The following is a 21,205-nucleotide window of genomic DNA, read 5'->3' on the forward strand; positions in this document are numbered from 1 at the left end:
CACCTGGCGCAGGCGCAGGCGGGCGGCGACCCCACCGTCGCGCTCGGGGAGGCCCAGTCCGCCGACGGCCTCGCCCGGCAGGCGCTGCAGCTGGCCCAGATCGACGTCTCGCGCTGGTCGGGCCCGACCTCCGGTGGGCACGGCGGCCGGGGCGGCAGCAGCCTCGGCGTGGACCTGGGCAGCCTCGTGCTGGGCGGCATCCTGTCCGGCGGCCTCTCGGGCGGCCGCAGCGGTGACTACGGCGGTGGCGGCTTCAGCGGGGGGTTCGGCGGCGGGGGCCGCTCACCCGGCAGCTTCGGCGGCTCCGGCACCCGCGGCCGCCGCGGCGGGGGCGGTCGCTTCTGACCGGCGGTCGATCAGCGTCCGCGCAACCTCACACAGGCAGCCACCTGCGCGAGCCTGTGCCGGGAACGAGCACTGCGCTCGGGCCACCCTCCGCGCTTCGGCGGCTGTCGAGGCCGTTCCCGGTCCGCATTTCCGGCCCACCGCGGAGGGTGGGTGCTGCCGCAGGAGCAGACGCCGGTTACGGACGCCCGAGGAATGGCGGTTCAGGTCCGCACCGCACCGCACCCTCGCGCAGGAGTGACCCGGGCGGCCGACGCCGAGGGGGCACCAGGTCGGTCGCGCGCCGGAACTGGTGCGCGCTCGGCGCGGTCACTCCGGGGTGACGGGGACGCCGTTCTCCAGGTACCAGGTGGCCCCGGCCTCCTTCGCCCCGAGCGCCGCGGTGACGCGCCGGACCAGGCGGGGCTCCATCATCACGAACAGCTCCTCAGGCGGGACGAACGCCCAGGACTCGAGCTCGTGGGGCGGCAGCTCGATCTTGTCCAGCAGATCGTCGGTGAGCATGCCGCCGTCGAACACGAACCGGACGCGCTCCTCGCGGACGTGCGGTGCCCAGTCCACGACGAGCAGCCTGCCCAGGGGGAGCTCGAACCCGAACTCCTCCTGGAGCTCGCGGGCGCAGGCATCCCGCGGCGTCTCGCCGGCCTCCATGCGTCCGCCCGGGATCTCCCAGGTGGCCTTGTACGTCGGCTCGACGAGGAGCACGTGGCCCTCGTCGTCGACGAACAGCACGCCCGCGGCGCACTCCGGCCTGACGCCCTCGTCAGCTTCGTCCACCGGGTCGTTCTCCTCATCGCGCGCACTCGCGTCTGCAGTGACCCGTGCGACAGCGTGGCAGCCCGCACGGGCACGGGCCAGCCGAAAGGTATATGCTTGCTAGCAGGCAACTAGTTGGGAGGCACCATGCCGGACACCTTCGACGGCGAGGACGTCACCCGACTGCGCGTGGCACTGGCCCGCGTCTCCCGCCAGCTCGACCGACACGCCCGCGGTGACACGCTCACGCGCACCCAGGCCTCGGTGCTCGCCAGCACGAGCAAGCACGGGCCGCTGCGGATCAGCGAGCTCGCCGACATCGAGGGCGTCAACCCCACGATGCTCTCCCGCATCGTCGGCAAGCTCGAGGACGCCGGTCTGCTGCACCGCCGCCCCGATCCCGGCGACGGGCGGGCGGCGCTCGTCGAGACCACCGAGCAGGGCCACGACCTGGACGTGGCGCTGCGCACCGAGCGCACCCGCCTCCTGGCCGAGCGCCTCGCGGCGATGCCTCCGGACAAGGCCGGCGAGCTGCTGGCCGCCCTCCCGTCGCTCGAGTCCCTCGCCGACGCCCTCACCCCCCTTCGCACCACCAGCACGGAGAACTCATGACGACCCTCGCGGCCCGCGCCGCGGCTCCTCTCACGGCACTGCGCCGGCAGACGTTCGCCGCGCTCGCCAACCCCAACTACCGCCTCTACGTCTCCGGCCAGGCCGTGTCGCTCGTCGGCACCTGGATGCAGTCGATCGCCCAGTCGTGGCTGGTCCTGCAGCTCACCGGTTCGGCCACCGCCCTGGGCCTCGTGATCGCCCTCCAGACCCTTCCCACCCTGGTGCTCGGCCCGTACGCCGGCGTCGTGGCCGACCGGCTCGACAAGCGCAAGCTGATGATCGGCCTGCAGTCCGGGATGGGCGTGCTCGCGCTGGCGCTCGGCGTACTGACCATCACGGGCACCGTCACCTTGTGGCAGGTCTACGTCCTGGCGTTCCTGCTCGGCATGAACAACTGCTTCGAGAACCCGGCGCGGCAGTCGTTCGTGCTGGAGATGGTCGGACCCACCGACCTACGCAACGCCGTGAGCCTCAACTCCGTGCTCGTCAACGTCGCCCGCGCTGTCGGCCCGGCCATCGCCGGCATCGTCATCGCGACCGGCGGCATCGGGCTGTGCTTCCTGCTCAACGCGCTGAGCTTCGTGGCCGTGGTCGTGTCGCTGGCCCGGCTGGACGTGAGCAGGCTCAGCCGCTCGATCCCGGCGCCGCGGGCCCCCGGGCAGCTGCGCGAGGGCTTCGCGTACGTCCGGCGCACACCCGAGCTCGCGATCCCGCTGCTGATGATGGCGCTGGTCGGGTGCCTGGCCTACGAGTTCCAGGTGGTGCTGCCGGTCTTCGCGCAGTCAGCCTTCGCCGGCAACGCCTCCACCTACGGCTTCCTCACCGCCGCGATGGGTGTCGGCGCCGTCGCCGGCGGGCTGTACGTCGCCGCCCGGGGCCGCACCGGGATGAGAGCGCTGGTCGTCGCGTCCGCCCTCTTCGGGCTCGCGATGCTGGGCACGGCGCTGGCGCCGAACCTGGTCATCGCCCTGGTCGGCATGGCGCTCGTCGGCGCGTTCAGCGTGGCGTTCCTGTCCACCGGCAACAGCACGCTGCAGCTCGCCGCGGCCCCTCAGATGCGCGGGCGCGTCATGGCGCTGTGGGCAGTGGCGTTCCTCGGCTCCACGCCGATCGGCGGACCCATCGCGGGCGTCGTGGTGCAGCACTTCGGCAGCCGCGCCGGCCTCGTCCTCGGGGCGGTCGCCTGTCTGGTGGCCGCGGCCATGGGGGCCGTGGTGGCCCGGCGCGCCGCATCCCGGGCGCGGTCGTCCGCGCCGGACCCGGTCGCCGTCGGGGCCACCGCCACCGGACCGGTCGCCGCGGGATCAGCAGCCGCCGGGTCATCCGCTGCCGGGAGCGCCGAAGTCCTCCGGTGAGACGTCCGCCAGGAACTCCTTGAAGTCCTGGAGCTGCTTCTCCGGGGGCGCGTCGGTGCCGTCGGGGAAGAACTGCGAGATCGGCTGGCCGACGTCGTCGAGGATGTCGTCGGCGACCCCGATCGGCAGGCCCTCGCGCACGGCGATCGCGAGCGCGTCGCTGGGCAGCACCGGCACGCGCGTATCGCCGTCGAACACCAGCTCCGCGGTGTAGACGCTGTCCACCAGCGACGTGATCTCGGCCCGCTCCAGCTTGCGACCGAGACCCGCGAGCACGGGGATCAGCACGTCCTGCGGCAGCAGTGGGTCCTCCTCCGTGCGGGTGCCCACCGAGATCACGTCGGCCTGGGCGCGGCGCAGGAACACCGGCAGGCAGCGGTCGCCGTCCTCCTCGCCGAGCAACAGCACCGGCTCGCGCGTCCGCGCGTGGACCACCAACCGCAGCACCCGCATCGTCTTCATGTCTCGACCCCGATCGTCGGCGTGCGGTGGAGTGTGACGCACCGGAGGACGGACGTCCGGCTCTAATTGACACACTCTGCGGTGTGCAGAACACCGACCAGCTGGAGTTCGTGTCCGGGCTCTACCGCAAGTACGGGTCCGACCTCGCCGCCGTCATCGAGCAGCAGCGGGAGTTCCACGCAGCCAACAGGGCGCGGATGACGCCGCAGCTCGACGACATCGAAGCCGAGGTCACCTACCTCCGCCTGCGCGAGCTGCGCCCGGACAAGGTCATGGAGCTCGGCACTTTCCACGGCTGGAGCACCACCTGGCTGCTCAGCGCGCTGCGCGACAACGGCACCGGCCACCTGTACTCCTACGACCGCATCGACAACGTGATCGCCAACGTCCCCGCCGACCTGGCGGGACAGCGCTGGACCTTCACCCGCGGCGACGTGCAGGCCAGCCTGGACGAGATCCCGCGCGACCTCGGCTACCTGTTCGTCGACGCCGACCACGGCAGGCGCTTCGGGCAGTGGTACCTCGCCCACCTGTTCCCGATCGTCCCGTCCGGCACCACGGTGAGCGTCCACGACGTGTTCCACGGCCGGAAGGCCCGCGCCTGGTCGGAGGGCGCCGAGGTGGTGTCCTGGCTCGAGGCGCGCGACGTGCCGCTGTTCACCGCCGCGCGCAAGCGGACGCCGGAGGTCTTCGAGGCGCTGAACGCGGTGCGCGCCGAGCTGGGCATCGAGGGTGCCCGCGGCACCACGAAGAACCCGATGATCTGGTTCACCCTGCCCTGAGCGCGGGGCGCCCGGGCTCAGGCGGCGCAGGTGGCCGAGCCGGGGCAGCTGCGCAGCAGCTTCACGGTGGGCGGCGCGGTGATGGTGGCCGGGGCCGCGCCCCCGCCCGGCCACTGCACCGAGAACGCGGCCGACGACGAGTTGTTCGCGTAGTCGGACTCGCTGATGCTGTGGTCCGGGTTCACGGTGTTGACCACGGTGTAGACGCCGGATGCGACCTTCGAGATGTCGAGCCACTGGTAGTCGACCGTGTAGTCGTAGTTGTCGCCCTGCCCCACCGAGATGCCCTCGGTGACGTCGGTGGCCGAGGGCTCCTTGCGCTTGCACGTGCTCTCGGCCAGCGTCTGCGCGAGGTCGCCCTCGGGGGTGCCGGGGGCCGGCTTGTCCACGATGGACGACACGCCGGGGACGTCGTAGCGGTCGCCCAGGCAGAACCCGTTCTTGCGGTCGGCCACGACCATTTTCCCGTCCTGGGTGCGGAGCTGGAAGCGGTCGAACCCGAGTAGGTGCCAGTGCCGGTGCATGGGGGCGGGCTCGTAGTAGGTGGTGGCCGAGGTGGCGTGCTGGGCGTCGGCGTAGGAGCCGGGGATGTCGCCGTGCCTCCCGTTCTGGAACGCCTGGCGCACGCTCATCGTGGGCGAGCTCGTGCTGTCGCGGTGCCCGTAGAGCAGCAGCGGGCCGGCGCCGACGTTCTCCTCCGACGAGGTGAACCGCAGCCGGACGCCCTGCATCCGGCCGGACGTGATGCACTCGCCGTTGGGCTTGGACGCGTCGGCGACCGCGCAGACGTCCCAGTCGGAGCAGTTCATCGGGTCGCCGCCGTAGCCCGCCTCGCAGCCGATGGGGGCCTGCCGCAGGTCGGGCAGCAGGGCCTCGTCGGCAGCCAGCGCGGGGGCCGCCCACGCGACGACGCCCAGCACCGCGGCGATCCCGATCCCGACGTACGTCTTCCGCTTCACGGGGACCCAACGAGCCCGGGCGGACCGGCGGTTCAGGCCCGAACGGGTGATGTCACGACTCCGCGGAGTGAGTGACGCTCAGTCAAGCGTGAGGGGCAGCCCGAACTGCGGGAACAGGACGGACGTGTCGAGGAACGAGTTGAGGCCGACGATGCGATCTCCCGACAGCTCCAGCACCTGCAGCGCCCACGCCTCGTGCCCGCCGCCGGCCCTGGGGCGGTACTGGCCGAAGCCGGGCATGCCGTTGGCCGTGATGGGCAGCAGGCGCGAGTCCCTGCACTCGGCGCCGGGCCCGACCCACCACGTCGCGACGTGGACGGGGCCCTGCAGCCACAGGGCGTACGGGGGCATCGACAGCACGACGTCCTCGTGCAGGAGCGCGACCATCGCCTCGATGTCGTAGCGCTCGAACGCCTGGGAGTACCGGTCGAGCAGGCTCTGCTGATCGGCGCCGACCACCTGCGGGCCCTCGCTCGGGGTGAGATCCCGCTCGGCGAGCGTGGCCCTGGCCCGCTGCAGCGCACTGTTGACCGAGGCCACCGACGTGCCGAGCAGCTCCGCGGTCTCGGCCGCGCTCCACTGGAGGACCTCGCGCAGGATCAGCACGCCCCGCTGGCGGGCGGGGAGGTGCTGCAGCGCGGCGACGAACGCGAGCCGGATGCTCTCCCTCGCCACCGCGACATCGGCCGGATCGCCCCCGGTGGGCACGACCATCGCATCGGGCACCGGCTGCAGCCACGTGGCCTCGCCCTGCGGCTCGCCCAGCGAGGACGGCTCCGGTGTGCCCGCCGAGCCGAAGTCCATCGGGCGGGCACGGCGGCCACGGCCCTCCAGCATCGTGAGGCAGACGTTGGTGGCGATGCGGTAGAGCCAGGAGCGCAGCGACGAGCGTCCCTCGAACTTGTCGATGCTGCGCCAGGCGCGGACCATCGTGTCCTGCACGGCGTCCTCGGCATCGAAGCCGGAGCCCAGCATCCGGTAGCAGTAGCCGGTGAGCTCGACGCGGTACTGCTCGAGCTGATGCTGCAGCTCGCCCTCCGGAGCGGTGGCCAGATCCGTCATCGTGAGATCCCTCTCGTGGGACGCCCGGCGCCGCCTCCGGGCCGGGCCCCGAGCCTAGAACGGCGCACCGACAGTTCCGGAGGAGTTTGCGGGGAGATGTCCTGTTCGCGAGACGGATGGGGCTCCTCGGTCGCGCAGCGTGTCGCTCGGTGACCGACCGAGACGGCCGCGGGGGGAGCGTCTCCAGCGCCGTGGCGACGATCATCCGGAACACCTGGCTCATGTCCAGCGGGTCGGCCTGGACGCCCGGGTTGGCGGCCACCCCGCCCGAGACGTACCGCATGAGCTGCCGCCAGTGCCGGGCCCGCGACTCGTCAGGCGGCCGGGCCTGCTCGGGATCTCACTCGCGCGTGCCGGAGGGACCTCGGCAGGAGGGGGCGCGAGGTCCCTCCGGTCGAGCGCGCAGGCCCGGGCTCAGCCCCGGCCGATGAACGGCATCGTCGTCGCGGCGATCGTCATGAACTGGACGTTGACGTCGAGCGGCAGCCGCGCCATCGCCAGCACCGCGTCCGCCACGTGGACGGCGTCGAAGGTCGGCTCGGGGCGCACGCTGTGGTCGGCCTGCTTGGCTCCCGCACCCATCGCGGCGGTCATCTCGGTGGCCGCGTTGCCGATGTCGATCTGGCCGCACGCGATGCCGAACGGCCTGCCGTCGAGCGAGAGCGACCTGGTCAGGCCGGTGATCGCGTGCTTCGTGGCGGTGTAGGCGGCGCTGCCGGGCCGCGGGACGTGCGCGGAGATCGACCCGTTGTTGACGATCCGCCCGCCCTGCGGACGCTGCTCGCGCATCAGGGCGAACGCCTCGCGGGCGCAGAGGAACGAGCCCGTGAGGTTGACGTCCACCGTGGCCCGCCACTGCGCGACGTCGATCTCGTCGACCAGGCCGGACGGCCCGAACGCGCCCGCGTTGTTGAACAGCAGGTCCACGCGGCCCCAGCGCTCGCGGACGGCCGCGAACAGCGCCGCCACGGAGTTCTCGTCGGCGACGTCGGTGGGCACGGCGAGCGCCCGGTCACCCGCGGCCGAGGCGGTCTCCTCGAGGGGCTCGCGACGGCGTCCGGCCAGCGCCACCCGGAAGCCGGCGTCGAGCATGGCGACCGCGACCACCCGTCCGATCCCCGATCCCGCTCCCGTCACCACGGCCACGTCTCCGGCCGCATCACCGCCCGCCATCACGGTCCTCCGCTCCGGCGCCGGACCGTCCGGCGCGCGGCGACATCCTCCCCGACATCGGACGTCGTGACTTCTCGAGTGAGGTCCCCGTGTGAAACGCGTGTTCAGCGTTCGTAGGTTCGGGGGTGGACCGTGGCGTTCGGGGGGAGCGCGCGGGGTCCGCGGGGACCCATGAACCAGTCCGTCGGTGCGCGGATCAGCCGTCCGGAGCGGGCACGGTGATCGGGGCCGGCGTGGGCCTGCCGAACAGCAGCGCGGCCACGTCGCTCACTGTGTGCGCGCCGTCGGCAAGCGAGCCCGACGGGTCCACCTGGTACATGATCGCCACGGCGTAGCGCTCGGCCGGGCCGGCGAAGCCGACGGTGTCGGTCACCCAGTGCTTGCCGTAGGAGTCGGACTCGAACGACCAGCCGTCCTTGTTGCCGGGCTGCTCCGTCGGACCGGCGCCCCACACGCCCCACTGCTGGTTGGACGCGACGCCACGCAGGGCGTCCACGAGGTAGGTGCGGTCGGCCGGGTCGGTGCGGGTCAGCACATGGCCCATCAGCGCGGCCAGGTCGTCGGTGGTGCACTTGACGAAGCCCCAGTAGGTGGCCTTGGTGAAGCCGGGGACGAAGTGCAGGCCGGTCATGCCGAGGTCGCTGCGGAAGCGGGCGAGCATGGCGTCACCGCCGTACTTCTTCCACAGCCGGTCCGACGCGGCCTCGTCGGAGAAGTTGAGCATGGTGTCCATGTCGTGCCGGTCGGACGCGGCGAGCGCGATGGTGCCGGCGCGCTCGCGCTGCAGCAGGTCGGTTGCGATCGCGAGCTTGATCGTGGAGGCCGTCCAGCCCTCATGGTCGGTGGCCCCGGAGCGCCATACCGCGCCCGTCCGGCGGTCGGTGAAGACGACGCCGAGATAGCCGTGGGCGCCCACCTCGCGGCGCGTGTAGGACTCGACCGCGGTGAACCGCTGCTGCTGCTCGCAGCTCCACGCGGGGTCGGGGCAGGCGGGCGGCGCGGACGTGGGAGCGGCGGACGCCGGAGCCGATGTCGGAGCCGACGTCGCCACCGGGGGCGTGGCGGGCAGGGGTGCCGCGGCCCCCGCGACCGGCACGGCACACCCGGCCAGCACGGCGCAGGCGAGCAGGGCCGGCGCGAGGGATCGGCGCGTCATCGCCGCGGACGCTACCCGCGCCCCGGGCGACGGCGTCCTCGCAGGGGTGGTGCGCACGTCGAGGGGTTGGAGACCCTGCGGGGAGACGGCACGGTCAGCGAGGACGGGCGGATCGCGGACGGCACCCGTACCGCCCGGGTACGTCGGGCGTTGTCCCGGCGTGCACCCTGCACGCCCGGTCCTTCCTCTCCGACGGTGCGGAGGCCGCGGCCGGGCCCACCACTCCGCAAGAGTCGAGGACCCCGTGACCAGCACCGTTCCCTGCCCCGACTGCGACCGCACCGCCACCGTGCTCGGCCGCTTCACCCTCCCCGGCCCGGACGGCCCGGCCGAGTTCCTGCGGGTGCGGTGCGCGGGCCCACTCACCCTGCTGGTGCCCGTCGCCGAGGTGCGGCAGCCCGTCGAACGCCCGTGACCGGTTGAGAAGTCCACCGGAATCTCCTGGAGGCGTGTCGAAGTCCGGCCGGTCCGTTCGACGCAGGGTGAGGCCGGCGCCGGGGCGCCTGAGCCGTCTCCTCGCCGGGCTCGCGCCGGACGAACCGGAGGTGCACGGGCTGCTGGGCCTGATGGAGATCCAGGCGGCGCGGGCCGCCGCGCACACCGGGGCGCCCGGCGAACCGGTGCTGCTCCTGGGGCAGGACCGCGCCCGCTGGGACGGGCTGCTGATCCACCGTGGACCGGCCGGGCTCGTCCGCGCCGACGAGCTGGGCGGCGAGCCCGGAGCCTGGGCTGAACGGGTGGGACGGCGTGCCAGAAGCTGCATTCCGTCGCCGCCGCGGGCACCCTTCGCCGCACGTCACCCGACAGTGCAGGGAAGGACTGATGAGCACCATCCTGGCAACGACGCCGCAGACCCACATATTGGCCGATTTCACGCAGGTCTACGACCCCCTCGGCGGGTCGCTCGGTCTGTCCTCGATCGTCGCGGTGCTGCCGCTGGTGGTGCTGTTCGTGCTGCTCGGCGTGGTGCGGATGCGGGCGTGGCTCGCGTCCGTGATCGGGCTGGTGGTCGCGCTGCTCGTGGCGATCCTCTTCTACTCCATGCCCGTCGGCGACGCGCTGAACAGCGGCCTGCTCGGCGCGGCGTTCGGCTTCTTCCCGATCATGTGGATCGTCATCAACGCGATCTGGATCTACAACCTGACCGTCGAGACCGGCCACTTCGACGTGCTGCGCCGGTCGTTCGCCTCCGTCAGCGACGACCAGCGGGTTCAGGCGATCATCATCGCGTTCTGCTTCGGCGCGCTCATGGAGGCGCTCGCCGGCTTCGGGACGCCGGTGGCGATCAGCTCGGTCATGCTCATCGCCCTGGGCTTCCGCCCGCTCAAGGCCGCGACCGTGGCGCTCGTGGCGAACACGGCCCCGGTGGCGTTCGGAGCGCTCGCCGTTCCGATCACCACGCTGGCCACCGTGACGAAGCTGCCCGTCGACGACCTTGGCGCGATGGTGGGCCGCCAGACGCCCATCCTGTCGGTGTTCGTGCCGCTGGCCCTGGTGTTCATCGTGGACGGGAAGCGCGGGCTGAAGCAGGTCTGGCCGACGGCCATCGTCTGCGGGCTGACGTTCGGCGTCTTCCAGTACCTCGCGTCGAACTTCTGGTCCATCCCGTTGGCCGACATCATCGCCGCGCTCGCGTCGGCCGGCGCCGTGCTCGCGTTCAGCCGCGTCTGGCGGCCGGCCGAGGGCTACGTCGAGGCGTCCGACGAGCGGACGGACGAGCCCATCGGTGGCGGGGGCACCGCGGGCGGGGGCACCGTCACGGACACGCGGGTGGACACCCGGGGGGAGGTGCTCCGCGCCTACGCGCCCTACCTGATCATCATCGTGGTGTTCGTGCTGGCCACCCGTATCCCCGCGATCACCGGTGTCGCCCCGACGAAGCCCGGCCCGAACGGCACCGGCCTCGAGGTCGCCACCTGGATCTACAACTGGCCGGGGCTGCACATCGTCAGCGACACCGGCAAGGCCGTGGCCACCACGTTCAAGCTGAACCTGCTCTCGGCCGCCGGCACGCTGCTCCTGCTGTCAGGGCTGCTGACGCTGCCGGTGCTGAGAATCGGGTTCGGGACGGCTCTACGCATCTACGGCCGCAGCATCGCGCAGCTGAAGTCCGCGATCATCACGGTCATGGTGGTGCTGGCGCTCGGCTTCGTCATGAACGAGTCGGGGCAGACCACCACCCTGGGCCTGTGGCTGGCCGGGGCGGGCGGGATCTTCGCGCTGCTGGCGCCGATCCTCGGCTGGCTCGGCGTGGCCGTCACCGGGTCGGACACCTCGTCCAACTCGCTGTTCGGCGCCCTGCAGATCAGCGCGGCGTCGTCGGCGAACCTGTCGCCGACACTGCTCGCGGCCGCGAACTCCTCCGGGGGTGTGCTCGGCAAGATGATCTCTCCGCAGAACCTGGCGATCGCGGCGGGCGCCGTCGGCCTGGAGGGACGTGAGGGCGAGATCTTCCGCCGGGTGCTGATCTGGAGCGTCGTGTTCCTGCTGTTCATGTGCGTGCTGGTGTACCTGCAGTCCACCCCGGTGCTGTCGTGGATGGTCGTCGGGTGACCTCGGGATGCGCCGTTCCGGCTACAGCTCGGCGGGGCCCTCCTGGGGGACCATGCCGAGCTGGTCGGCCACCTGCCCCATCACGTCCTGCACTGCCACGGTGTCGGCGAGCGGCATCACCGCGCTCTCCCGACGTCCCGCGGCGACGCACTCGGTGACCTCGATGAGCTCGTGCGCGAACCCGCCGCCGACGTGGGGCGCGACGATCTCCTCGGGCTCCGCGTCGCCGCGGTGCAGCACGATCACGTCGGGGTGGTGGAAGCGCGGCGGCACGTCGATCCAGCCCTCGGTGCCGTAGACGCGCATCTGGCCGGGCGTGGCACAGCGCAGCGACGTGAACAGCGACGCGGAGCGACCGTCGTCCCAGCCGAGTAGGACGGCCTCCTCGACGTCCACGCCGTTCGCGTCCAGGACGCCGTGGGCGGTGACGGTGTCGGGCGTGCCGAGCACCATCTGCGCGAACGAGATCGGGTAGACCGTCAGGTCGAACAGCGCCCCGCCACCGATCGCCGGGTTGTAGAAGCGGTCGGACGGGTCGGTGGGCGCGTTGACGCCGAGATCGCCCTGCACCGCGCGCACCTCACCGATCGCGCCGTCCGCGATCAGCTCGCGCATTCGGACGACGGCGGGCTGGAAGCGCGTCCACATGGCCTCCATCGCGAACACGCCCGTCTCCGCGGCGACCGCGGCGATCTCGCGCGTGGCGGCCGGCGTCACGGTGAACGCCTTCTCCACCAGCACCGCCTTGCCCGCCCGCAGCGCGGCCAGCGTCACCGCGCGGTGCTGCGGGTGCGGGGTGGCGATGTAGAGCACGTCGACGCCCTCGTCGTCGACGATCCCGCGGTAGGAGTCGTGGGTGCGGGCGATGCCGAACTTCGCGGCGAAGGCCTTGGCCCGGTCGACCGAGCGCGACGCGACCGCCACCACCTCGGCCCCCGGCACGTGCGGGAAGTCCGCCACCACCCTGGACGCGATCCGACCCGGACCGACGACACCCCACCGCACAGTCATGCCGCCATCCTGCCCCGGTTCACCCGTCGGCCCGAACGGCACGCCTGTGGCTGACGGCGAAGTACGCGGCGAGCAGCGCCCCCAGCACCACCCCCATCGCGAGCACAGCCGGCCCCAGGCCGATCACGCCGGCCAGCGCCCCGCAGACCAGCACCAGCACGGCCGTCGCGGCGACGAAACCGTGGTTCAGCACGCCCGCGGGCCAGGTCAGGCGTCGCAGCTGGCTGATCACCACCAGGAACACCGCGACGGGCACGGCGACGGCCAGGCCCGCGACGGCCTCCGGGATCTCGGCGGCGTGCTCGCTGGTCTGCACCGCCACCTCCAGGCCCGCTCCGAGCGCGGCGACGGAGCCGAAGACGAGGTAGTGCCCGTAGCCCCAGGTGAGAGCGGCCCTCAGCGAGGTCAGGCCCGCATCGTCGCCCCCGAGGAAGTACGTCCACCACAGGCCGAAGATCAGCAGGAGGCCGCCGACCGCGAGCAGGACGAGGTCGGCCGAGAAGCCGTGCCCGAGCGCCGACTGGAACGCGACGGTGGTGCCCAGCACGCACTCCCCGAGGACGATGAGGGTGAACAGCCCGTACCGCTCCGCGATGTGCTCGGGATGCCAGGTCGTCGGCTCACCGCGGAGCTCCGCGACGATCGGCACCGCGAGCTCGGCGACCACCAGCACCACGAAGCCCGCGATGTCCCACGGGTGCGGCAGCGCGAGGCGGGCGATCCACAGCACCTGCACCACGGCGATGCCGACGGCGTAGCGGAGACAGGTCGCGCGCCGGGCCGGGTCCTCTCGGGCCGCCCGCAGCCACTGCAGGACGCCCGGCACCCGCATGATCGCGTAGCCGATGGTGGCGACCGTGAAGTCGTAGTGGTCGAGTGCTGCGGGCACCCCCGCGGCGAGGACCAGCACGCCCGCCATCTGCACGAGCGTGAGCAGCCGGTACGGCACGTCGTCGGTGTCGTAGGCGGAGGCGAACCACGTGAAGTTCATCCACGCCCACCAGATCGCGAAGAACACCAGCAGGAAGCCCAGCAGCGCGGGCCCGACGTGGTCCTTCTCGATGCCGTGCGCCAGCTGCGCGGCGGCCTGCGAGATCGCCGCCACGAAGCAGAGGTCGAACAGCAGCTCCAAAGGAGTGGACGCCCGGTGCGGCTGCTCGGGGTCGCGTCCTGTCATCCGCCGCGTCCACGGCGCGCTGAACGCCGCGATCATCCCTCGTTCCCGTGTCACGGTGCAGCAGTCTGCGGGAGCGCCCGGTGGATCACCAGACGATGGCCGCCGGGTTCCGTACATTCGGCTCCATGGCACGGAAGATCCGGTTCCACGAGCTCGGCGGCCCCGAGGTCCTGCACATCGAGGACCTCCCGGTTCGCTCCCCGGGCCCGGGTGAGGTGCGGCTGCGCGTCGACGCGATCGGCCTCAACCGCGCCGAGGTCAACTTCCGGCGCGGCACCTACCTCGAACAACCGGTGCTCCCGGCCGGGCTGGGCACGGAGTGCTCCGGCGAGGTGCTGGAGGTGGGCCCGGGCGTCGAGCGGTGGAAGGCGGGGGACGCCGTGAGCGTCGTGCCGGCGTTCTCCCAGAACGACTACCCCGTCTACGCCGAGGAGGCCGTCGTGCCGGCCGCGGCGCTGGTCGCGCGCCCGCCGGGCCTGGACGCCGTCACCGCCGCGGCGGTCTGGATGCCGTACGTGACGGTGTACGGGATGGTGGCCGAGATCGTCCGGGTCCGGCCGGGCGACCACGTCGTGATCACGGCGGCGAGCAACAGCATCGGCGTGGCCGCGATCCAGGTCGTGCGGTACCTCGGGGCGGTCCCGGTCGCCACCACCCCGACCGGGGCGCAACGGCAGGCTCTGCTCGACGCCGGCGCGGAGACGGTGATCGTGTCGGGCGAGGGCGACCTGGCCGCCGCGATCCGCGACGCGACGGGCGGCGCGGGCGCCGACCTCGTCCTCGACGCCGAGGGCGGGCCGCAGGTCGAGCAGCTCGTCCGGGCCTGCGCCGACGGGGCCACCGTCATCGTGCACGGCGGCCTGTCCGGGCAGCCGACGCCGCTGCCCGGCGGCGGGTACGCGGCGGTGTGGCTGCGCCGCTACCGCGTCTTCGAGATCACCGGCGACCCCGCCGCCCTGCGCCGTGCCGAGCACTTCGTGCTGGCCGGGCTCGCGGCCGGCGCGTTCACGCCGATGGTCGACCGCGTCTTCGACTTCGACGACGTCGCGGCCGCTCACGCCTACGTCGACTCGCCGGACCGCGCGCCCGGCAAACCGGTGCTGCGCGTGCGGTGATCGCCGCGGGCCGCACCTGGGCGCCCGCCTCGGGGCGGTGAGGTGCTCGCCGCGGCGATCACCGACGGTCGCGGCTCGCGATCGCGAGCTCCCCGAGCGACACGTCGTGCCGGACCAGGACGACGGGATCGGCGAAGAGGCGGGCGACGGTGGAGTCGTGACCGGGCGCGCTCACGACCACGAGGTACGAGCCCATGTCCGGGACCGACACCCGGTAGCGACCCCGCTCGTCGGACCGGGCGGTACCGGCCTGGCCGCCGCGCTCGTCGATCAGGGTGACGGTGGCCTGGGCCACCGGGCCGCCCGACCAGCCCGTGACGACACCCGCGACGCCCGTGGGGCGGATTCGCGCGGGGACGGAGCGGCGGGGCACCAGCAGAGCCGCGTCGAGCATCGAGTCGGTGCTGAAGTCTCTGGTGGCGAGCTGGTGCAGCAGCTGCTGGAGGTGGATCAACGTGCGACCCGCCGGGTGCTCGGGGACGGCCGGGTCGAACAGGACCGCGTCGGCGCGGGCCAGCTCGTCGAGCACCTGCGGGTCGGGGCCGGGGGACGTCAGCGCCGCCAGGTGGCGTGCGGCCGCGGCCAGCGTGGTGCTGGCCACCGCGAGCTGCTCGGGCGTTCCCGGCGTCCGGCGTAGCCGGGCCGCCAGCGCACGGGCGTGGGTGGCGGACGCCGCGTAGAGCCTCAGGGCCCGCCGCACCCGCGCCGGGTCGTTGTCGAACAGCATGGGCCGCGTCATCGGGGCGGCCACCACGTTGAGCTGCCGGAGTGCGTTCTCCACGGCGCGGGCCATGCCGTCGAGGTCGGTGCTGAGCTCCGCGTCGACCTCGGGGGCCTCGACGGTGGGGTCGATGCGCCTGCCGGCCGCGTCCAGCAGTGTGGACAGGGCGGTGAGCAGGGACGCCCGGGCGTAGCGGGCGGTGTCGCGCGTGCTGACGGGCACCACGAACAGCGCCACGAGGATGCCGACGGCCGCGCCGATCGCCGTCTCCTCCAGCCGGAGCAGCAGCAGGGCGTCGCTGAACTCGTGCAACACGCTGTAGAGCTGCCCCACCATGATCGTGATGAAGAAGATCATGAAGGCGTAGGACACCTTGACCAGGTAGAAGCCGAGGAACATGCTCAGGACGATGGTGATCAGCACGAGCGGCGTGCTGCCCGCCGTCAGGTTGGCCACCCAGATCGAGGCGAACAGCCCCACCAGCGTGCCGACGACCCGGTTGCCGGCCTTGATGAACGTCTCCGAGCGCGTGGCCGTGCCGGTGAAGGCGATGAACGCCGCAAGGACCGCCCAGTAGTAGCGCTGCTCGGACAGCAGCCTGCCGAGCACGATCGCGAGCCCGCCGGCCACCGCGACCTGGATGGCCTGGCGCGTGGTCATGTCGAGGCGGGCGAGGGCGTTCCAGCGCCCGACGCGTGGGGCCACGTCGCGGGCGACGGCCGGTGAGCCGGGCAGGTCGCCCAACATCATGACGACGGCGGGCTCGTAGGTCTCGGCGCTGTCCAGCTGCTCAGCCGCGGCCTTCCCGTTCCGCGCCAGCTCGGCGTACTCCACCACGGCGGAGCCGGCCCGGCGCACGGCGAGGTCCACGCCGGAGGCGCCGTCCGTGGCCCGGCCGCCGAGCAACCGCGCCTCCCGCTCGGCGGCGGCGTAGTCGAACGCGGCGAGCCTGCGGGCCATGTGGGCCACCTGCGCGGCCTGCGTGCGGTGCGTGGTGGCGGCGTCGAGGGTGAGGGCCGACTGCGCCAGCGTGTCGATGGCCAGCTGGGCGTCGACGAGGTAGCGACGCAGCGCGGCGGCCGACCAGCCCGAGGGTGTGGCGCCGACGTCGGCGAGCGAGCCGTCGACCATGAGCGCGGTGTCGGCGAGACGCAGCTGCCGGTCGTGCAGCCGGGCACGGATGCGGCGGCGGCGGCGCCCCTCGGCGGGATCGGTCTCGAGCAGCTCGGCGACGAGCCCGGCAACCTCGCGCACCCGAGCCCCGAACGCCTTGCGCATCCGCTGGACGGTGCGGCGCGGGTGGGTGCGCAGCACCGTCACCGACAGCAGCAGGATCCAGGCCGCGGCGATGACCACCTCGAGCAGCAGCAGCGGGAGCATCCGGAACGTGGCGCCCAGGAACGACGCGAAGAAGTAGCCCATCCAGCCCATGAAGCCGTAGGAGAAGAACGCGGGCCCGAAGCGCCGCACGAAGACCGCGGCGAACATGACCACCACGAACACGGCCAGCATCAGGTCGGTGCGGCCCGCGACGAGGACGCCGGCGGTCATCCCGACGCCGATCGCCACGGGGAAGAAGACGGCCGTGCGCACCTTCTCGACGGCCGTGCCGGTCACGAGGGCCATCGAGCCCATCATCGCCATGACCGCGCCGAGCAGCATCGCGATGAGGGTGCTCTGGGCGGTGGACCCGATCAGCGCGGAGAAGCCGGCCTCGACGGCGAGCGCGGTGGCCATCGCGACGGCGGCGTTGCCCGCCTGGCGGAGCCGTCCCAGCCCCGGGTCGGAGGCCACCACCTTGTCCCGCAGACCCCGACCCCGCTCGCGCCACCCGACCGCACCCGTCACGGCAAACCTCAATTCCAAAACATGTATGCTACCGACAATAACCGGTACGGTACCGACTTTGGAGAGCAGGAGGGCTCCTGTGACGATCACCTCCAGCACCCACCCACTCGACGTGATCGAGATGCAGTCCGCGGTGCTGGTCCGCAACTTCGAGCTGCTGCGCCGCCGCGGGAAGGCCTACGTCGACCTGGACAGCGCCGAGTACCTGCTGCTGCGCACCCTCGACGACCTGGGCCCCATGGACATCGGCACGCTCGCGTCCGCGCTGGGCGTCGACCCGTCCACGGCGGGACGGCAGGTCTCCGCGATGGGCGCCGCCGGCCTCGTCGACCGCGAGCCGGCCCCGGACGACCGCCGCCGCAGCATCATCAGCGTCACCGAGGAGGGCCTGCGCCGCGCGGAGACGGTCCGCCAGCGCCGCCGCCAGAACCTCGCCGACCTGCTCGAGACCTGGTCGGCCGAGGATTTGCAGACGCTCGGCACGATGTTCGACCGCTACAATGTGGCGGTCTCCGACCGGTACATCGCGCACGCGTAGGAGATCCGACCTGTCCGTCCGGACGGTTCTCGGGCACACTGCGGTGCTGTTGACTCGGGGTGGTCCACCCACCGTCGAGAGGACGCCGATGACTGTCGTGGACGTGGCCGACGCGATCGACACCGACACCTACGAGCTCACCGACCCGGTCCTCGTGGCTCGCGTCCGGGAGGACCTTGCGAGCGCCGGCTGCTGCGTGCTCCCCGACTTCGTCCGCCCCGACGTACGCGAGACGCTCCGCCGCGAGGGCGCGAAGATGGCGCCGGGTGCGTACTACGACGTCGAGACGGTCAACGTCTACAACACCGAGCCGGACCCGTCGCTGCCCGACGGCCATCCCGCCCGCGTCCCGATGGAGCGGGGCAACGCGTTCGTGGCGCGCGACCTCGTGCCACCGGACGCGGTGATCCACCGGCTCTACACGAGCCCGGCGTTCCAGGGGTTCGTCGCCGCCTGCTTCGGCCTGGACGCGGTGCACGAGCTGGCCGACCCGCTCTCCGGGCTGACGCTCAACGTCCTCACTCCGGGCCGTTCGCACCCCTGGCACTTCGACACGAACGAGTTCACGGTGAGCATGCTCATGCAGGCCCCGCAGGTCGGTGGGGTCTTCGAGTTCTGCCCGGCCATCCGGTCCGCGGCGTCGGAGAACGTCGACGACGTGCGGGCCGTGGTGGACGGCCGCGGCGAGCACCTCGTGCGGCGCCTCACGCTGCGACCGGGCGACCTGCAGCTGTTCATGGGCCGCTACGCGCTGCACCGCGTGAGCACCGTGGAGGGCGGCCGGGCCCGGCACTCGGCGATCTTCGCCTACAGCGAGCGGGCCGGGGTGATCGGCTCGGTGTCGCGCACGCGCCAGCTGTTCGGCCGTGTCACGCCGGCCCATCTGGAGGCGACGGGCGGCGCGGTCCGGGGCGACCAGCTGATGGACTGACGCGAGAGATCAAGGATGATCGTGACGACCAGCCCGGACCTGTCCCCGCGCACCTTCGGCAACGAGGAGCGCCTCCCACGCGTGCCGCTCCCCACGCTGGAGGAGACCTGCGAGCGGTTCCTCGAGTGGTCGGCGCCGCTGCTCACCGCCGAGGAGCTGGCCGCCACCGAGGCCGCCGTGACGTCGTTCCTGCAGGTCGACGGCCCGGGCCGGACGCTGCACGCCGAGCTCGTCGCCTACGACCAGCAGCCCGGGGTGGTGAGCTGGCTCGACACGTTCTGGCCGTACCGCTACCTCGGCCGTCGCGACCGCATCGCGCTCGACGCCAACTTCTTCTTCCTCTTCGAGGACTCCCCACTCGGCCAGCTCGACCGCGCCGCGCGCCTGGTCGCGGGGTCGCTGGACTACGAGCTCCGCATCTCCGACGAGACGCTGCCGCCCGCCACCCAGCGCGGGCAGGCGCTGTCGATGGATCAGAACAAGTACCTGTTCTCCGCCACCCGCATCCCCGGTGAGGTGCAGGACAGCTCGCGTACGCCGTACACCGACGCGTGGCCGGGCCCGTCGCGGGAGCGGCACATCATCGTGTTCTTCCGCGGCAACATGATCAGCCTCGACGTCATGGACGACGACGGGCGGCCGTACACGGTCGACGAGATCGCGTCCGGCCTGCGCGCGGCGATGGCCTCGGGCGCGACGGCGGCCGCCCCCGGCACGTCCGTCGGGAGTCTCACCAGCAAGGCGCGGGCCGAGTGGGCCGCGAGCCGCCAGGCCCTGCTCGACGCCGGCAACGCCGAGGTGCTCGACGTCGTCGAGCGCGCCCTGTTCTGCGTCTGCCTCGAGGACTTCACGCCCGCGAGCCCGCTGGAGGCGTCGGACAACCTCCTGCACGGCGACAGCGGGAACCGCTGGTTCGACAAGGCCGTCTCGCTGATCATCTTCGCCGACGGCACCGCCGGCTACAACGGCGAGCACTGCAACCTCGACGGCACCACCGTGATCAGCTTCCTGGACACCGTCCTGGAGGCGCCCGAGCCGCCGTCGGGTGGTGACCGCGTCCCGGGGTGCGCCCTGCTGGAGTTCACCCTCGACGACACGCTGCGCGCCGACGTCCTGGCCGCGGCCTACGCCTTCACCGTGTACGCCGCCGACACTGCCACCACGACGCTCTCGGTCGACTTCGGCGCCGAGCGGGCCAAGGCGCTGAGGTGCTCGCCGGACGCGTTCGCGCAGATGGCGTTCCAGCTCGCCCACCAGCGAGCCAAGGGCCACGTCGGCGCCACCTACGAGTCGATCTCCACCCTCCAGTTCCGGCACGGGCGCACCGAGGCGATGCGCGTCGTCACGCCCGAGATCCTCGCCTTCGTGGCCGCGATGGACGAGCCGGCCGCCGACGCCGACACGCGTCGCGCGGCGTTCCGGGCCGCAGCCGACAAGCACGTGGCCCGGGCGAAGGAGTGCCAGGCGGGGCTCGCGCCCGAGCAGCACCTCTGGGAGCTGCAGCTGATCCAGAAGCGGGCCGGTGGCACCGAGCCGCTGCCGCTGTTCGACTCACCCGGCTGGCTGGTCATGCGCGACGACTACCTCAGCACCAGCGCCGTGCCGTCGTCGCACGTACGGTACTGGGGGTTCGGCTCGACGAGCGAGAAGTGCATCGGCGTCGGCTACGCCATGATGCCCGGCCGCTTCGACCTCTACCTGAGCACGCCGCGCGCGGTGAGCGCGCAGATGGGGGTGTTCGCGGGCGCTCTCGCCGACGCCGTCCGCGAGCTGGAGGAGCTGCTCCGCGATGACTGACGAGGCGCGGACGGCGACGAGCAAGGCGGACTTCAGCACGATCTACGCGCAGCCCGATCCCCGCGCGTACTTCCGGGCGCTGATGCCGCTGGAGTACCAGGTGCCGCAGCGGGCGCTGCCCGTCGTCGAGGCGCTGGTCGCGGCGTCCGGGAGCCGAACAGTGCTCGACGTCTGCTGTTCCTACGGCATCAACGCCGCGCTGCTGCGCCACGACCTCGATCTCGCCGCGATAGGCGCCCGCGCCACCGACCCGGCGCGGGCCGCCCTGCCGCCCGGGGAGCTGATCCGCGACGACGCGGTGTTCTACGCCGGGCACCTGCGCCGCCCCGACCTGGCCGTGCTCGGGCTGGACGCCTCGGCGCCCGCGATCGACTACGGGCTGCGGACCGGGCTCCTGACGAACGGCTGGGCCGAGGACCTGGAGGACGCCGGCCCGTCCCCGGCGCTGGCCGCGGGCCTGCGCGAGGTCGACCTCGTCGTCTGCACGGGGGGCGTGGGGTACATCGGGGAGCGGACGTTCGACCGGATCCTCGGCGCCGTCGGGGACCCGTCGCGGCTGTGGCTGGCCACGTTCGTGCTGCGGGTCTTCGACTACGCCCCGATCGCGAAGACGCTCGCCGGGTACGGACTGGTCACCGAGCGGGTACCGGGCATGACGTTCCCGCAGCGGCGCTTCGCCGACAGCGACGAGTCCGACGCGGCACAGGCCGACGTCGCGGCGCGCGGGCTGGACCCGGCGGGCAAGGAGGGCAGCGGCTGGTTCCACGCCGACGGCTACGTGACCCGCCCCGAGGCCACGCCCCCGCTCGCGGAGCTGCTGGCCGGGGTGGTTCCGGGCTGAGGCGGCTTCAC

At 72.6% G+C, this 21,205-nt stretch carries 19 protein-coding genes and 2 pseudogenes; 12 read left to right on the forward strand and 9 right to left on the reverse strand.

The window, feature by feature from the left end; genetic code table 11:
* Window positions 1–345 (forward strand): annotated as a pseudogene (locus JWR81_RS28045) (hypothetical protein); the annotation flags it as partial.
* Between the two features lie 309 nt (window positions 346–654).
* Here JWR81_RS28045 and JWR81_RS28050 read toward each other — a convergent pair.
* Window positions 655–1,122 (reverse strand): NUDIX hydrolase, encoded by a 468-nt coding sequence (locus JWR81_RS28050; protein ID WP_297659404.1) that lies wholly within the window; start codon window positions 1,120–1,122, stop codon window positions 655–657.
* A 126-nt stretch (window positions 1,123–1,248) separates the two neighbouring features.
* Between JWR81_RS28050 and JWR81_RS28055 the strand changes: the two genes are divergently transcribed.
* Window positions 1,249–1,713 (forward strand): MarR family transcriptional regulator, encoded by a 465-nt coding sequence (locus JWR81_RS28055; protein ID WP_297659406.1) that lies wholly within the window; start codon window positions 1,249–1,251, stop codon window positions 1,711–1,713.
* The gene (locus tag JWR81_RS28060) at window positions 1,710–3,068 is read left to right on the forward strand and encodes an MFS transporter (protein ID WP_297659408.1); all 1,359 of its coding nucleotides are present in this window, start codon (window positions 1,710–1,712) and stop codon (window positions 3,066–3,068) included. Before JWR81_RS28055 ends, JWR81_RS28060 begins: the two co-directional genes overlap by 4 nt.
* On the opposite strand, the gene JWR81_RS28065 is transcribed toward JWR81_RS28060, so the two are convergent.
* Window positions 3,033–3,530 (reverse strand): bifunctional nuclease family protein, encoded by a 498-nt coding sequence (locus JWR81_RS28065; protein ID WP_297659410.1) that lies wholly within the window; start codon window positions 3,528–3,530, stop codon window positions 3,033–3,035. The genes JWR81_RS28060 and JWR81_RS28065 overlap by 36 nt on opposite strands.
* An 83-nt stretch (window positions 3,531–3,613) precedes the next feature.
* On the opposite strand from JWR81_RS28065, the gene JWR81_RS28070 reads away from it, so the two are divergent.
* Entirely contained in the window at window positions 3,614–4,312 is a 699-nt protein-coding gene (locus JWR81_RS28070) for a class I SAM-dependent methyltransferase (RefSeq protein ID WP_297659413.1), read from the forward strand.
* 17 nt (window positions 4,313–4,329) lie between these two features.
* Here JWR81_RS28070 and JWR81_RS28075 read toward each other — a convergent pair whose 3' ends face one another.
* The 4 genes from JWR81_RS28075 to JWR81_RS28090 all read right to left on the reverse strand — a co-directional run bounded on the left by JWR81_RS28075 (window position 4,330) and on the right by JWR81_RS28090 (window position 8,662).
* On the reverse strand, window positions 4,330–5,271 hold the full coding sequence (locus JWR81_RS28075; RefSeq protein WP_297659414.1) for a lysyl oxidase family protein: 942 nt from the start codon (window positions 5,269–5,271) through the stop codon (window positions 4,330–4,332).
* Window positions 5,272–5,349: 78 nt separating this feature from the next.
* A complete protein-coding gene (locus tag JWR81_RS28080; protein WP_297659416.1) occupies window positions 5,350–6,333 on the reverse strand; it encodes a sigma-70 family RNA polymerase sigma factor in 984 nt (327 codons plus the stop codon).
* A gap of 414 nt (window positions 6,334–6,747) precedes the next feature.
* On the reverse strand, window positions 6,748–7,506 hold the full coding sequence (locus JWR81_RS28085; protein WP_297659418.1) for an SDR family oxidoreductase: 759 nt from the start codon (window positions 7,504–7,506) through the stop codon (window positions 6,748–6,750).
* A 196-nt stretch (window positions 7,507–7,702) separates the two neighbouring features.
* On the reverse strand, window positions 7,703–8,662 hold the full coding sequence (locus JWR81_RS28090; protein ID WP_297659420.1) for a tat pathway signal sequence: 960 nt from the start codon (window positions 8,660–8,662) through the stop codon (window positions 7,703–7,705).
* A gap of 244 nt (window positions 8,663–8,906) precedes the next feature.
* On the opposite strand from JWR81_RS28090, the gene JWR81_RS28095 reads away from it, so the two are divergent.
* The 3 genes and pseudogenes from JWR81_RS28095 (at window position 8,907) to JWR81_RS28105 (ending at window position 11,215) form a co-directional block, all read left to right on the forward strand.
* Window positions 8,907–9,077, forward strand: coding sequence for a hypothetical protein (locus JWR81_RS28095; protein WP_297659422.1), 171 nt, complete (start codon window positions 8,907–8,909; stop codon window positions 9,075–9,077).
* A 4-nt stretch (window positions 9,078–9,081) separates the two neighbouring features.
* Window positions 9,082–9,369: pseudogene (locus tag JWR81_RS28100) on the forward strand (DUF6596 domain-containing protein); the annotation flags it as partial.
* Window positions 9,370–9,484: 115 nt separating this feature from the next.
* Window positions 9,485–11,215, forward strand: a complete 1,731-nt coding sequence (locus JWR81_RS28105; protein ID WP_297659424.1) for an L-lactate permease — start codon at window positions 9,485–9,487, stop codon at window positions 11,213–11,215.
* Window positions 11,216–11,236: 21 nt separating this feature from the next.
* Here the strand turns inward: JWR81_RS28105 and JWR81_RS28110 are convergent, their stop codons facing one another.
* The gene (locus JWR81_RS28110) at window positions 11,237–12,226 is read right to left on the reverse strand and encodes a Gfo/Idh/MocA family oxidoreductase (RefSeq protein ID WP_297659426.1); all 990 of its coding nucleotides are present in this window, start codon (window positions 12,224–12,226) and stop codon (window positions 11,237–11,239) included.
* 19 nt (window positions 12,227–12,245) lie between these two features.
* A complete protein-coding gene (locus JWR81_RS28115; RefSeq protein WP_367278868.1) occupies window positions 12,246–13,457 on the reverse strand; it encodes a low temperature requirement protein A in 1,212 nt (403 codons plus the stop codon).
* Window positions 13,458–13,528: 71 nt separating this feature from the next.
* On the opposite strand from JWR81_RS28115, the gene JWR81_RS28120 reads away from it, so the two are divergent.
* The gene (locus JWR81_RS28120) at window positions 13,529–14,518 is read left to right on the forward strand and encodes a zinc-dependent alcohol dehydrogenase family protein (protein ID WP_297659428.1); all 990 of its coding nucleotides are present in this window, start codon (window positions 13,529–13,531) and stop codon (window positions 14,516–14,518) included.
* 58 nt (window positions 14,519–14,576) lie between these two features.
* On the opposite strand, the gene JWR81_RS28125 is transcribed toward JWR81_RS28120, so the two are convergent.
* Window positions 14,577–17,087 (reverse strand): FUSC family protein, encoded by a 2,511-nt coding sequence (locus JWR81_RS28125; RefSeq protein WP_297659430.1) that lies wholly within the window; start codon window positions 17,085–17,087, stop codon window positions 14,577–14,579.
* Between the two features lie 79 nt (window positions 17,088–17,166).
* On the opposite strand from JWR81_RS28125, the gene JWR81_RS28130 reads away from it, so the two are divergent.
* The 4 genes from JWR81_RS28130 to JWR81_RS28145 all read left to right on the forward strand — a co-directional run bounded on the left by JWR81_RS28130 (window position 17,167) and on the right by JWR81_RS28145 (window position 21,194).
* Window positions 17,167–17,625, forward strand: coding sequence for a MarR family winged helix-turn-helix transcriptional regulator (locus JWR81_RS28130; protein ID WP_297659432.1), 459 nt, complete (start codon window positions 17,167–17,169; stop codon window positions 17,623–17,625).
* An 88-nt stretch (window positions 17,626–17,713) separates the two neighbouring features.
* Window positions 17,714–18,556, forward strand: coding sequence for an arpA protein (locus tag JWR81_RS28135; protein WP_297659433.1), 843 nt, complete (start codon window positions 17,714–17,716; stop codon window positions 18,554–18,556).
* Window positions 18,557–18,571: 15 nt separating this feature from the next.
* Window positions 18,572–20,353 carry a choline/carnitine O-acyltransferase gene (locus JWR81_RS28140; RefSeq protein WP_297659435.1) on the forward strand — a complete coding sequence of 594 codons (1,782 nt, stop codon included), beginning with the start codon at window positions 18,572–18,574 and terminating at the stop codon, window positions 20,351–20,353.
* Window positions 20,346–21,194 (forward strand): class I SAM-dependent methyltransferase, encoded by an 849-nt coding sequence (locus JWR81_RS28145; protein ID WP_297659436.1) that lies wholly within the window; start codon window positions 20,346–20,348, stop codon window positions 21,192–21,194. Before JWR81_RS28140 ends, JWR81_RS28145 begins: the two co-directional genes overlap by 8 nt.
* Window positions 21,195–21,205 lie beyond the last annotated feature (11 nt).

This window comes from Pseudonocardia sp. (assembly GCF_025965585.1).
Taxonomy (GTDB): Bacteria; Actinomycetota; Actinomycetes; order Mycobacteriales; family Pseudonocardiaceae; genus Pseudonocardia.